Source organism: Embleya sp. NPDC008237, from assembly GCF_042956465.1.
GTDB lineage: Bacteria > Actinomycetota > Actinomycetes > Streptomycetales > Streptomycetaceae > Embleya.
In genome coordinates this window covers 751,256-764,600 of the sequence record NZ_JBIBGL010000001.1, presented here as the reverse complement: position 1 = coordinate 764,600, position 13,345 = coordinate 751,256, and the positions used below count along the sequence as shown (strand labels likewise).

General features: G+C 70.1%; 12 protein-coding genes. All 12 read right to left on the bottom strand.

The window, feature by feature from the left end; all coding sequences use genetic code 11:
* Window positions 1–70 precede the first annotated feature (70 nt).
* The 12 genes from ACFZBU_RS03120 to ACFZBU_RS03065 all read right to left on the bottom strand — a co-directional run bounded on the left by ACFZBU_RS03120 (window position 71) and on the right by ACFZBU_RS03065 (window position 13,305).
* Window positions 71–1,456, bottom strand: coding sequence for a hypothetical protein (locus ACFZBU_RS03120; protein ID WP_391581704.1), 1,386 nt, complete (start codon window positions 1,454–1,456; stop codon window positions 71–73).
* A gap of 372 nt (window positions 1,457–1,828) precedes the next feature.
* Complete coding sequence (locus ACFZBU_RS03115) at window positions 1,829–2,581, bottom strand: DUF3159 domain-containing protein (protein ID WP_391581703.1); 753 nt, start codon at window positions 2,579–2,581, stop codon at window positions 1,829–1,831.
* Between the two features lie 4 nt (window positions 2,582–2,585).
* Window positions 2,586–2,987, bottom strand: a complete 402-nt coding sequence (locus tag ACFZBU_RS03110) for an OB-fold nucleic acid binding domain-containing protein (protein WP_360312941.1) — start codon at window positions 2,985–2,987, stop codon at window positions 2,586–2,588.
* Between the two features lie 90 nt (window positions 2,988–3,077).
* Complete coding sequence (locus ACFZBU_RS03105; protein WP_360312939.1) at window positions 3,078–3,752, bottom strand: response regulator; 675 nt, start codon at window positions 3,750–3,752, stop codon at window positions 3,078–3,080.
* Window positions 3,749–6,313, bottom strand: a complete 2,565-nt coding sequence (locus ACFZBU_RS03100; protein WP_391581702.1) for an ATP-binding protein — start codon at window positions 6,311–6,313, stop codon at window positions 3,749–3,751. Before ACFZBU_RS03100 ends, ACFZBU_RS03105 begins: the two co-directional genes overlap by 4 nt.
* A 78-nt stretch (window positions 6,314–6,391) precedes the next feature.
* Entirely contained in the window at window positions 6,392–7,126 is a 735-nt protein-coding gene (locus ACFZBU_RS03095; protein WP_391581701.1) for a potassium-transporting ATPase subunit C, read from the bottom strand.
* A gap of 5 nt (window positions 7,127–7,131) precedes the next feature.
* Window positions 7,132–9,246, bottom strand: coding sequence for a potassium-transporting ATPase subunit KdpB (gene kdpB, locus ACFZBU_RS03090; RefSeq protein ID WP_391581700.1), 2,115 nt, complete (start codon window positions 9,244–9,246; stop codon window positions 7,132–7,134).
* Complete coding sequence (gene kdpA / locus ACFZBU_RS03085) at window positions 9,243–10,907, bottom strand: potassium-transporting ATPase subunit KdpA (RefSeq protein ID WP_391581699.1); 1,665 nt, start codon at window positions 10,905–10,907, stop codon at window positions 9,243–9,245. The genes kdpB and kdpA overlap by 4 nt, the downstream gene beginning before the upstream one ends.
* Window positions 10,908–10,997, bottom strand: a complete 90-nt coding sequence (gene kdpF / locus ACFZBU_RS03080; protein ID WP_391581698.1) for a K(+)-transporting ATPase subunit F — start codon at window positions 10,995–10,997, stop codon at window positions 10,908–10,910. It lies immediately after the preceding gene.
* A gap of 382 nt (window positions 10,998–11,379) precedes the next feature.
* A complete protein-coding gene (locus ACFZBU_RS03075; protein ID WP_391581697.1) occupies window positions 11,380–12,198 on the bottom strand; it encodes a DUF3710 domain-containing protein in 819 nt (272 codons plus the stop codon).
* Window position 12,199: 1 nt separating this feature from the next.
* Window positions 12,200–12,727, bottom strand: coding sequence for a dUTP diphosphatase (gene dut, locus ACFZBU_RS03070; protein WP_391581696.1), 528 nt, complete (start codon window positions 12,725–12,727; stop codon window positions 12,200–12,202).
* Window positions 12,724–13,305 carry a PaaI family thioesterase gene (locus ACFZBU_RS03065; protein WP_391581695.1) on the bottom strand — a complete coding sequence of 194 codons (582 nt, stop codon included), beginning with the start codon at window positions 13,303–13,305 and terminating at the stop codon, window positions 12,724–12,726. Before ACFZBU_RS03065 ends, dut begins: the two co-directional genes overlap by 4 nt.
* Between the last annotated feature and the right edge of the window lie 40 nt (window positions 13,306–13,345).

The window sequence follows — 13,345 nt, the reverse complement described above, 5'->3', positions numbered from 1 at the left end:
CCGCACGAGACGACGACGCAACCGCGAGAGCCGGCGTCGGGTCGACCGGCGGCTCCGGTGGAGCGAACGCTCAGGCGGCGGCCAGGTCACCCATGACCTGGTCCGCCTCCTCGTTGAACGCGCGCGCGATCGGCTCCTTGTCGTAGAGGCGCAGCCGCCTGCGGAAGTCCGCGAGGAAGTCGTCGCACTGGGCGGACGAGAGGTTGCCCGCGATCCGCAGCGCCTCGGTGGCCTTGCCGCAGGCCGCGTCCAGGTCGCCCTGGGCCAGGTGGGCCGCGGCCATGAAGGTGGTGTCCTGCGCACACCGGCGGGACGCGCCGGCCCGGCGCAATTTGATCGACTCGCCCGCGAAGTCGTGGATCTTGTCCGGCAGGCCGAGGTCGCGATGGCTGTGCGCGAACTCGTGTTGCAGCTCGGATTCGTCGAAGTAGTTGCACCAGGACGGCTCGTCCTCGATCGTTCCGGCTGCGTCCAGGTGCCGTTCGGCGATTCCCATCGCCCGTTCGCACGCGCGTCGATCGCCCAGCGCCGCGTGCCCGCGCGCCTCCATCGCGGCCACGATCGCCCGCGCCCGCGGGCCCAGCTTGGCGCCGGCGCCCTGTTCGGCGGCCCGGGCCAGTTGCACCGCCTCCCAACCGTGCCCCAGGTACACCGACTGGCAGGCCATGTTGGCCATCACGTACGCCCCGTACGCCGGGTCGTCGGCCGCCTGCGCCAGCCGCAGCGCCTGGATGTGGTAACGCTGGGCGAGCGCGTGCCGGCCGGAATCGAAGGACAACCAGCCTGCCAGTTCGGTGAGTTCGGCGACCGCGCGGAACAGCCGGCGACCCACCTCCTCCCCGTAGGAGCCGGCCAGCTTGGTGCGGGCGACGCCGTTGAGGTGGTTGACGACGGTGTCCCGCAGATCCCCGCCGCCCTGTGCCCGGTCGAGTCGGCGAAAGGCCAGGACGGTCTGGTGGATGCGAAGGACGTCCGCGTCGCGCACGGTGGTGGGGCCGCGCGAGGCGAGCTTCTCGGGCTCACCCTCGGCCCGGGACGCGGTCGACCAGAACAGCGCGGGAGCGGCGAACGCCCCCACGCCGAAGGCCGTGTTGGCGAGGAAGGTACGGCGGTTCATGTCTCTCTCCGACAATTCGGCCACGGCGTGTCTGACTTCGGCCGCGGTCCGGGCGACTTTCAGCCCGTCGAAGGGGTCGGGGTTCGGTGGCCGCCGGTCGTGCAGCCCCAGGTCCGCGACCGTGAGTTCGCTTCCCAGGCGCCGGCCGAGAGCCTCGGCCAACAGCTCCGGAATCGGCCAGCGCGGCTGTGCGCCTTCCAGCCAACGGGCCACCGAGGTGTGACTGCACCCGAGGTGCAGCCCGCGTCGCTCGGCGACCGCGTTGACCCAACGGGCCAGTTCACGCCGGGAGAGACCGGCTTCCGCTACCAATGCGATGAGGTCACCGTTTCCGGCCACCGTCCCCGCCTCCTTCGTCCACTGGAGGTCTAACGGGGACGCTAATCGCACGGTTACGGGATCATGCGGGAATGGCCGATTGGACCGCACATGGCCCAAATTCTCCGGAACCGACCGTGGCGAGTCACCCGGATGATCACTTGGGGGTCACTCGGCTGATCGTCTCGAAACCCCGCAACAGCCGGGGACGGTACGGCAAAAATCGTCTGCCACGCCCGACGACGCGAACCCCGCGGCCGGCGGATCACCCCAAGGCGAGCCGGGGCACCCACCGCCCGGCCCGCCCGGCCCGCCCGCACCGATCGCCACCACGGCCGACCCGACCCGGCCGGAGCCGTCCCGGCCCCGCGTCGACCCGAGCCGGTCCGCCACTCAATCCGCGACGCGGCCTTCCCGTCGCTCGTCCCGCTGCTCGACGAGCGGCGCACCCTCGCCCACCGCCGAGCCGGTCGTGGCGTCCTCGTCGTCCGGCTTCACCGGCGGCGGCGCCTTGGACATGATCAGCCAGGTGATGTAGCAGACCACCAGGAACGGCGGCACGCCCAGGGCGACCTTCGCGATGCCCAGGGCGGTGACGTTGCCGGTCCAGTAGATCGGGATCTGGATCACGATGCGCAGCACGAACATGACGAACCAGACCCAGGTGGCCTTGCGGTACGCCGCGTACCGGCCGGGGTTCTGTCGCCATGTGAAGTTCTCGCCCAGCGCCGGGCCGAGCACGACACCGATGATCGGCCAGCGCACCAGGATCGAGATCAGGTAGGCGAGCGCGTACCCGCCGGAGAGGAACATCCCGAACGCGTAGAAGTTCTCGGCCTTGCCGGACTTGACCGCGATCCAGCCGGCCAGCGCGACGCCCAGGAAGCCGCCGAGCGCGTGTTGCAGGGTCTCCCGGCGCGCGATCCGCACGATGGCGAACGCCAGCGCGACGCCGCCGGCGGTCATCGCCGAGGTCCAGGTGGAGTGGCTGATCGTGAAGGCGATCACGAAGACCAGCCCCGGCACGGTCATGTCGATCATGCCGCGCACACCGCCGAAGGCGGCGATCATCGAGGCCGCGCTGTCGGTGGGGGCCGGCTGCTCGCCGGCCGCATCGGACGCGGGTTTTTCCATGTGGGCGGTCACTCGTTCACTCTCGGCCGACGGGGCGCAGCTCGTACCTGGGGTTGAACAGGACAGGGCGGCCCGCAGTGGTGCTCACCCGCCCGTGGGCGACCAATTGCCGCCCCGGCTCGATCCCGGCTATCCGCCGTCGACCGAGCCAGACCACCGACAGCGCGGCCGATCCGTCGTACAGCTCGGCCTCGAGCGCGGGCACCCCCGCCCGCGGCCGGAAGGTCACCGTCCGCAGCGTGCCCCCGACCGTGATCAGGTCGCGCTCGACCACGTCCACGATCTTGGTGCAGCCGAGCCGCTGGGTGTCGTGCAGCAGCTCCTCGGCGTGCAATTCCTCATGCGTGGACGTCCACCGATCCAGCATCCGCCGCAATCGCCCGGACCGACGCTCCACCCCGGCTGCGCTACCACTCATGCCGGCAAGGGTACCGCCTATCCGACGGCCCTCCGCTGCCCGAAAGCGCCCGGTCGGGCGGGCCGTCGCCGGACCGGGCGGGGCCGCGCACTATCCCTCGAAGCGATAACCCATCCCCGGCTCGGTCAGCAGATGCCGAGGGTGCGAGGGGTCGTGCTCCAGCTTGCGACGCAACTGGGCCATGTAGACGCGCAGGTAGTTCGTCTCCGTCCCGTACTGCGGCCCCCACACCTCCTGCAACAGCGCGCGCTGGCTGACCAGCCGACCGGCGTGCCGCACCAGCACCTCCAACAGGTGCCACTCGGTCGGGGTGAGCCGCACGTCGGCGCCGTCCCGGGAGACCCGTTTGGCCGCGAGATCCACCGTGAACGACTCGGTGACCACGACCGGCGCCTCCTCCTCGGGCACCGCGCGCCGCACCGCCGCCCGCAGCCGGGCGAGCAACTCGTCCATCCCGAACGGCTTGGTCACGTAGTCGTCCGCGCCCGCGTCCAGCGCCGCGACCTTCTCCGCCGACGCGTGCCGCGCGGACAACACGATGATCGGGATCCTGGTCCAGCCGCGCAGTCCCTTGATCACCTCGACCCCGTCGATGTCCGGCAGACCCAGGTCGAGCAGCACCACGTCCGGATGCCGATCGGCGGCGGCGGTCAGCGCGGCGGTGCCGTCCCCCGCGGTGTCCACGTCATAGCCTCGGGCCTTGAGGTTGATGGCCAGGGCCCGCACGATCTGTGGCTCGTCGTCGACGACCAGGACCCGTGTCATCGCTGTTCCTCCCAAGTGGTCCGCTCCTCGCCCGCGGGGGTTCGCCCCTCGGCTTCGCCCGCGCCCGCGAGCCCGGCCGTCCGCAACGCCAGCACCATCGTCAGTCCTCCGCCGGGGGTGTCCTCGGCCGTCAGCGAGCCGTCCATGGCTTCGGCGAAGCCGCGCGCGACCGCCAGCCCGAGTCCCACCCCATTGCCCTTCGGGGCGTCGCCCAAGCGCTGGAACGGCTCGAAGATCCGCTCCTTGGACTCGTCCGGCACGCCGGGCCCGCGGTCGGCCACCCGCAGCTCGACCCGATCCCTCAGCGCGCCCGCCGACACGTGCACCCGGCGGCCCGGCGGGTTGTGCTTGACCGCGTTCTCGATCACGTTGGCGAGCACCCGCTCCAACAGACCCGCGTCCGCGCACACCGCGGGCAGCGTCTCGGGGATGTCCAGCGCCACCCGGTCCTCGGCGACGCCGGCCAACGCGCCCGGCACCACCTCGTCCAAGCCGATGTCGCCCATCAGCGGGGTCACCGTCCCGGTCTGCAACCGGCTCATGTCCAGCAGGTTCCCGATCAGCGTGTCCAGCCGGTCCGCGCCGAACTCGATCGCCGCCAACAACTCGGCCTCGTCCTCCTCCGACCAACTCACGTCCTCCGCCCGCAGGCTGGACACACTGGCCTTGATCGTGGCCAGCGGCGTGCGCAGGTCGTGCGAGACCGCGGCCAGCAGCGCGGTCCTGATCCGGTTGCCCTCCTTGAGCCGGCGCGCCTGGGACGCCTCGGCCAGCAACTGCCGGCGCTCCAGCACCACCGCGGCCTGCGCGGCGAACGCACCGAGCACCCGGCGGTCCTCGGCGGGCAGCACCCGCCCCGACAACGCCAGCGCCAACGAGTCGGACACCGGCACGTCCACGTCGGCGTCCTCGGGCCGAACCGCCGGATGCGGCCCCACGCTGCCCACGCACAACCACGGGCTGTGGTGCTCCTCGCGCTGGAGCAGTGCCACCGACTCCATCCCGAACGTCTCGCGCACCCGGTCGAGCAGCGCCGGCAGCGCCTGCTCGCCGCGCAGCACACTGCCCGCCAGGAAGCTCAGCGTCTGCGCCTCGGCCTGACTTCGCGCGGCCTGATGCGTACGTCTGGCCGCCAGGTCCACCACCGAGGCCACCGACAGCGCGACCAGCACGAAGATGCCCAGCGCGAGCATGTTCTCCGGGTCGTCGATGGTCAGGTTGTGCAGCGGCGGCGTGAAGTAGTAGTTCAGCAGGAACGAGGACACCACGGCGGTGAGCACCGACGCCCACAACCCGCCGAGCAGCGCGACCGCGACGGTGACCGTCAGGAACAACAACATCTCGGTGGACAGGCCGTGGCTGTCGCGGGTCGCGTCCAGGGTGTAGGTGAGCGCGACCGGGCCGATCACGGTCACCGCCCACGACGCGATCCGCCGGCCGCGCCCCAGCGGGGAGCGCGTCGGGCGCAGCACCCGTCCCACGCCCGCGTGCTCGTGGGTGACGATGTGCGTGTCGATGTCGCCGGACTGCGCGGCGACGGTGGCGCCCACGCCCGGGCCGAACAGGTACTGCCAGGGCTTGCGCCGGCTGCTGCCGAGCACTATCTGCGTCGCGTTCACCCCGCGCGCGAAGGACAGCAGCGCGGTGGGCACGTTCTCGCCGACCACCGAGTGGAAGGTGCCGCCGAGCGACTCGACCAGCGCGCGCTGCCTGGCCAGCGACTCCGGGGAGGCGCCGGTGAGGCCGTCGCTGCGCGAGACGTACACCGCGAGCAGTTCGCCGCCGGAGCCGCGAGTCGCTATCCGAGCGGCCCGACGCAGGAGCGTTTCGCCCTCCGGGCCGCCGGTGAGCCCGACCACGATCCGCTCCCGGGCCGGCCAGGTGGCGTCGATCCGGTGCTCGCTGCGGTACTGCTGGAGGTATTCGTCCACCCGGTCCGCGGTCCACAGCAGCGCGAGTTCGCGCAGTGCGGTCAGGTTGCCGACCCGGAAGTAGTTGGACAGGGCCGCGTCGACCTTTTCCGGCGCGTACACGTTGCCGTGCGCCATGCGCCGGCGCAGCGCCTCCGGGGCCATGTCGACCAGTTCGATCTGGTCGGCCCGGCGGGCCACCTCGTCGGGCACGGTCTCGCGCTGTGGAACGCCGGTGATCGACTCGACCACGTCGTTGAGCGATTCGAGGTGTTGCACGTTCACCGTCGAGATCACGTCGATCCCGGCGTCGAGGAGTTCCTCGATGTCCTGCCAGCGCTTCTCGTTGCGCGAACCGGGCACATTGGTGTGCGCGAGTTCGTCCACGAGGGCGATTCTGGGCCGCCGGGCGAGGACGGCGTCCACGTCCATCTCGGTGAACGAGCCGCCTCGGTGGATCATGTCCCGTCGGGCGACGACCTCCAGGCCTTCGAGTGCCTCCTCGGTGGTGGGCCGGCCGTGGCACTCCACGAAACCGACCACGACGTCGCTGCCGCGCCTGCGCCGACGTTGTCCCTCGCCCAACATCGCGTAGGTCTTGCCGACGCCGGGCGCCGCACCGAGATAGATCCGGAGCTTGCCGCGTGCCATGTCACCCATTCTGTGCCTCGGGCCGGGGAGTACCGACACCGGCACTCCCCGACTCCCTGTCCACCACGACCGCCGGGGTCAGCCGGCGAGCCTGGCGAGCGCGATGTTGAGTTTCAGCACGTTCACGCGCTCCTGGCCGAGAAACCCGGCGTTGCGATCGTCCACGTGCTTGTTCACCAGTGCGCGCACCTCGGCCACGTTCAGGCCGCCGCGTTCCTTGGCCACCCGCTCCACCTGGAGCAGCGCGTACGCCTTGGAGATGTGCGGGTCCAGGCCGGATCCGCTCGCGGTGACCGCGTCCACCGGGACCCGGTCCTCGCTCACGCCGTTGAACTCGGCGACCTGTGCCTTGCGGTCGGCGATGAGCTTGACGAAGGTCGGGTTCTCGGGGCCGTAATTGGACGCCCCCGAGCCGAGGCCGTCGTAATTCGCGGCCGACGGACGCGGCTGGAACCACTTGGGGTCCGGCAGCGTGCCGACGCCTGCGGCCTGCTCGGCGGTGAGCGCGCCGCCGCCCTGGAGGTAGGTGTAGCCCTCGCCGTCCGCCGTGGCGATCACCTCGCGGCCGTCGGCGTCGAACCTGCGCGGGTTGCCTTGCGCGTCGACCAGGTCGAAGGACTGGCCGATCAGGCCGGAGCCGACGTCCTCGCCGTCGACGCCGACCATCGAGCCGTCGGCGTTGTCCTTGAAGAACGCCTGCGCGACCCCGGTCATGGACAGCGGGTAGAGGACGCCCAGGAGCACGGTGAGCACGAGGAAGGCCCTCAAGGCCGCGCCCAGGACGCGAATACGGGTACCGAAGTTGGTTGCCATCTGAATCAGCCGATTCCGGGGATGAGCGAGACGAGCAGGTCGATGAGCTTGATCCCGACGAAGGGGGCGATCAGGCCGCCGAGACCGTAGATCCGCAGGTTGCGACCGAGCAGCTTGTCGGCCGACATCGGCCGGTACCGCACGCCGCGCAGGGCCAGCGGGATCAGCGCGACGATGATCAGGGCGTTGAAGACGACCGCCGAGACGATCGCCGACTCGGGGGTGGCCAGGTGCATGATGTTGAGCTTGTCCAGCGGGGCGAGTGCCTCGGCGCCCTTGATGCTCGCGAACATCGCCGGGATGATCGCGAAGTACTTCGCGACGTCGTTGGCGATCGAGAACGTGGTGAGCGCGCCGCGGGTGATCAGCAACTGCTTGCCGATCTCGACGATCTCGATCAGCTTGGTCGGGTCGGAGTCGAGGTCGACCATGTTCCCGGCCTCTTTGGCCGCCGAGGTGCCGGTGTTCATCGCCACGCCCACGTCGGCCTGGGCCAGTGCGGGTGCGTCGTTGGTGCCGTCGCCGGTCATCGCGACCAGCTTGCCGCCCGCCTGCTCGCGCTTGATCAGCGCGAGCTTGTCCTCGGGAGTGGCCTCGGCGAGGAAGTCGTCGACGCCGGCCTCGTCCGCGATCGCCTTGGCGGTCAGCGGGTTGTCACCGGTGATCATCACCGTGCGGATGCCCATCCGGCGCAGTTCGTCGAACCGCTCCCGCATGCCCTCCTTGACCACGTCCTTGAGGTGGATCACGCCCAGGATCCGGGCGCCGTCCACGTCCTCGACCGCGACCAGCAGCGGCGTGCCGCCGGCGGCGGAGATGGCGTCGACCAGTTCGCCGGACCGGGCCGGGACCACGCCGCCGCGCTCGCACACCCACGCGTTGATCGCGGAGGCGGCGCCCTTGCGCACCATCCGCGCGCCCTTGTCGTCGCTCAGGTCCACGCCCGACATCCGGGTCTGCGCGGTGAACGCGATCCACTCGGCGTGCGCGAGCTCGCCCGGCCGGCGTTCGCGCAGCCCGTACCGCTCCTTGGCCAGCACCACGATCGAGCGGCCCTCGGGCGTCTCGTCCGCGAGTGAGGACAACTGCGCGGCGTCGGCCAACTCGGCTCCGCTCACCCCGTCCACCGGGACGAACTCGCTCGCCTGCCGGTTGCCCAGGGTGATCGTGCCGGTCTTGTCCAGCAGCAGGGTGGACACGTCGCCCGCCGCCTCCACCGCGCGCCCCGACATGGCCAGCACGTTGCGCTGCACCAGTCGGTCCATGCCGGCGATGCCGATCGCCGACAACAGCGCCCCGATCGTGGTGGGGATCAGGCAGACCAGCAGCGCGACCAGGATGATCATCGACTGCTCGGCGTGTGCGTACATCGCGATCGGCTGCAGCGTGACGACCGCGAACAGGAAGACGATGGTCAGCGACGCGAGCAGGATGTCCAGCGCGATCTCGTTCGGCGTCTTCTGCCGGGCGGCGCCCTCGACCAGGGCGATCATCCGGTCGATGAAGGTCTTGCCGGGCTCGGTGGTGATCTTCACGACGATCCGGTCGGACAGCACCTTCGTACCGCCGGTCACCGCGGACCGGTCGCCGCCCGACTCGCGGATCACCGGCGCGGACTCGCCGGTGATCGCCGACTCGTCCACGCTGGCCACGCCGTCCACGACGTCGCCGTCACCGGGGATGACGTCGCCGGCCTCGCACACCACGAGGTCGCCGATGGCCAACTCGGTGGCCGCGACCCGCTCCTCGGTGCCGCCGACCACGCGCCGGGCGACGGTGTCGGTCTTGGCCTTGCGCAGCGTGTCCGCCTGGGCCTTGCCGCGCCCTTCGGCGACGGCCTCGGCCAGGTTGGCGAAGACCACGGTCAGCCACAGCCAGACGGTGACCACCCAGGCGAAGACGCTCGGGTCCTTGATCGCCATGACGGTGGTGACGACCGACCCGATCTCGACCACGAACATGACCGGCGTGCGGACCATGCCCCGGGGGTCGAGCTTGAGCAGGGCTCCGGGCAACGACTTGAGCAGCTGCCGGGGTTCGAACAGGCCGGCCGAGACCCGACCGGGGCCGGTGGGCGACTCGATGTGTTCTGCGGTGGGGCGTATTGCGGTGTCTGTCATGCCAATCCCTCGGCAAGCGGCCCGAGAGCCAGGGCGGGGAAGAAGGTCAGGCCGGTGATGATCACGATCACGCCGACGAGTTGGCCCACGAACAGGGGGCGATGCGTGTGCAGGGTGCCCGCCGTGTCCGGAACGCTCTTCTGCTCGGCGAGTCGACCGGCGAGGGCGAGCACGAGGCAGATCGGCACGAACCGGCCGATCAGCATGGCCAATCCGATCATCGTGTTGTAGAACTCGGTGTTCGCACCGAGCCCGGCGAACGCGCTGCCGTTGTTGTTGGCGCCCGACGTGAACGCGTAGAGCACTTCGGAGATGCCGTGCGGCGAATCGGAGTTGAGGATCGCGGCCTGTTCACCGGGCAGCGCGATGGCGATGCCGGTGAAGGTCAGGATGGTGGCGGGCACCACCAGGATGTACATCGCGACCAGCTTCATCTCGCCGGCGCCGATCTTCTTGCCCAGGTACTCGGGCGTGCGACCGACCATCAGACCGGCCACGAAGACCGCCAGGATCGCCATGATCAGGATCCCGTACAGGCCCGAGCCGACCCCGCCCGGCGTGATCTCGCCGAGCATCATGCCCAGCATCGTGATCCCGCCGCCCAGTCCGGTGAAGGACGAGTGGAACGAGTTGACCGCGCCGGTGGAGGTCATCGTGGTGGACACCGCGAAGAGCGACGAACCGGGGATGCCGAACCGCTGTTCCTTGCCCTCCATCGCGCCGCCGGCCAGTTCCGGGGCCGTGCCGTTGCCGTGCGCCTCGGTCCACCACATCAGCAGGACGGCGACGAACCAGATCACGAACATCGCGGCGAGGATCGCGTAGCCCTGCTTGAGGTTGCCGACGAGGCGGCCGAAGGCGCGCGGCATCGAGAACGGGATCACCAGGATCAGGAAGATCTCGAACACGTTGGTGAACGCGTTGGGGTTCTCGAACGGGTGGGCCGAGTTGGCGTTGAAGAAGCCGCCGCCGTTGGTGCCCAGCTCCTTGATCACCTCCTGCGAGGCCACCGGGCCACCGGGGATGGTCTGCGACCCGCCGGAGAGTGTCCGCACGGTCTGCGGGTCGGCCAGGTTCTGGATCGTGCCGGACGCGACCAGCACGATCGTGCCGATGATCGCGATCGGCAGCAGGATGCGCACGGTGCCGCGCACCAGGTCCACCCAGAAGTTGCCGATCTCGCCCGAGCGGACCCGAACGAACCCGCGCACCAGCGCGATCGCGACCGCCATGCCCACCGCGGCCGACACGAAGTTCTGCACGGTCAGACCGACCATCTGAACCGTGTGGCCCATCGCGGTCTCGCCGGAGTACGACTGCCAGTTCGTGTTCGCGGTGAACGACGCGGCGGTGTTGAACGCCTGGTCCGGGGTGATCGGCTTCATCCCGAGGTCGAACGGGAGGCGGTCCTGGAACCGCTGCAGGGCGTACAGACCCAGCAGCGAGAACAACGAGAATCCGAGCACACTGCGCAGGTAGACGGTCCAGCGCTGCTCGGCGTTCGGATCGGCGCCGATCAGCTTGTACAGGACGCGCTCACCGCGCATGTGCCTGTCGCCGGAGTACACGCGGGCCATGTAGTCGCCGAACGGGCGATGGACCGCGGCCAGGACGGCTATCAGCAGGGACAGCTGAAGTATCCCCGCGAGCGTGACGCTCACCTAGAACCTCTCGGGGAAGATCAGGGCCAGGACCAGATAGCCGAGCAGGGCGATGGCAACGCTCAGGCCGACGATGCCGTCTGCGTTCACAGCTTCGCCACCCCCTTGGCGATCAGGACGACCAGCGCGAAGAACGCGATCGTCAGGAATACGAAGGCCAGATCAGCCATCGCGCATGCTCCTTGGGACGGACAGGCGCTTGATCGCCCGTAACGAGGACATTGATAGCACTTCCAAGCCATCAAAAATCACCATTAATCGGGCAAAACCGAAAGCGTTGGCGGCGTCCTGACGCGCCCGTATGCCTTCTTGATGCGCCCTTGACATCAAGATTCGAAGCACGCCGGAATCGGACCCGCACATCGGCCGCCGCCCGCCTCCCACGCCCCCGCGAAATCCGGTGCGGACACGCACGAAGCCCGGTCCCGCCTTTCGGCGAAACCGGGCTTCGGTGTTCTGGGGTCCTTCGCTGTTACCGGACCTCGGTGATCTCCGGGCCGCGCTGGAACGGGTCCAGGTCGCCCGCGAAGCGGTCCTCCTCGGCGCCCTGCGGCGGCACCGCGAGCCCGCTGTTCGGGTCGACCTGGGCGTTCTCCGGCAGGCGCAGCAGGATCGGGTCGCGCGGCGCCATCGGCTCGTTGCCGCGCACCACGACGGTGTCGCGGAACATGGTCTCCAGGTCGGCGCCCACGGTGGGGTCCACCGCGGCTCGACCGGAGATCACTCCGCGCAGGAACCAGCGCGGCCCGTCGCAGCCGACGAAGCGCACCAGCTGGTGGCCCTGCGTGCCGTCCGGAAGCTGCACCGGAACCTGGGCCCGCAGTTCCCAGCCGAGGCCGGCGTCCTGCTCGTCCACGATGCCACCCTGCTGGGTGATCCCGGAGGCGATCTCGGCGCGCACCTCGTGCCAGATGCTCTCGTTGCGCGGGGCGGCGAACGCCTGCAGTTGCAGACCGCTGTCCTCGAGCACCACGGTGGCGGCGATGATCAGGTCGTTGGAGACCTCGACCCGCAACTCCATCCGGGGGTCGCTCGGGATGAGCATCCCGCCGAGGTCGATGCGGTCCTCGTGCGGGTCCTCGAGTTCGTCGAAGTCCCACGGACCGTCCGGCCGGGGCGCGGGCGGGATCGGTCGGCTCAGCTCGTCGAGGTCCGAGTCGTCGGAGCCCGTCGCGGCCCCGTCGCTCGACGCCTCGTCGGCATCGCCCTCGTCCTCGATGATGCCGTCGAGGTCTTCGTGCTCCTCGACGGGCAGATCATCCTTTTCGCTGCGTCGGCGACGACCGAACACGTCACAGTCCTTCCCTGTCGGAAGCCGAGTCTTGCACGATGCCCGCGCTGCCCGCCGCCACGGCGTTCGAAACGCCGATCGCGGCGTGCCCGCCGGTGGATCCGAAGCCGCCTTCGCCGCGCCCGGAACCGGGCAACTCGGCGACCTCGTGGAACCCCGCTCGCTCGACCCGTTGGATCACGAGTTGGGCGATTCGGTCGCCGCGACGAAAAACGACCGGCGTACGCAGGTCGTGGTTGACCACGACAACCTTGATTTCGCCACGGTATCCCGCATCGACGGTGCCTGGGGCGTTCACCAGGGATACTCCGCACCGCGCGGCGAGTCCGGAGCGCGGATGCACGAACGCGGCATAGCCGTCCGGGAGCGCGATCGCGATGCCCGTGGGCAGCACCATGCGCTCACCTGGGGCGATCTCGGCGTCCTGCGCGGTCACCAGGTCCGCGCCGGCGTCGCCCGGGTGCTCGTATGCGGGCAGCGGAAGTTCCGGGTCGAGCCGGCGCACCAGGATGTCCACACTCGTGCTCACGGGTTCACCTCGAACGCTCGGGCCGCCTTCATCAGGTCGGGATTGTCCATGACGCGTTGTACGTCTTCCGCACGTCCATTGTCGACGAAGTGCTCGAGTCCCACGCTCACGAACAGCGCCGCCGCCTCGACCGCGATCGGACCGTCCGGGGCGTCGAGCCGGCCCACCGCGCGCGAGTAGATCTTGCGGCCGGCCACCGCCTCGCACCACGCGTGGATGTACAGCGTGGACCCCACCGGGACCGGGCGGCGGAAGTTCGTCTCCAGGTGCCCGGTCACCGCCGTGGTGTGCAGCATGTACCCGATCGCGCCGAGCGCCTCGTCGAACGCGCAGGTCAGCAGCCCGCCGTGGGCCAGGCCCGGGGCTCCTTGATGCAGCGTGGTGACGCTGAACTCGGCGTCCACGGACACGCCCTCGCCGGCGCGCGCGCGAATGCGCAGCCCGCCGGGGGCGGCCTCGCCGCAGCCGAAGCAGTCGCTGTAGTGCTCGCCCAGCTCGGTACCGGGAGAAGGCGCGTCCGGGTGGGGCTGGGGCACCACCGCTTCCGGAGGCGGGGTCAGGGATGTTGGTCGACTCACGCCGAAGGACACTACCGTCGTTCCGACCGACACCCGCGCA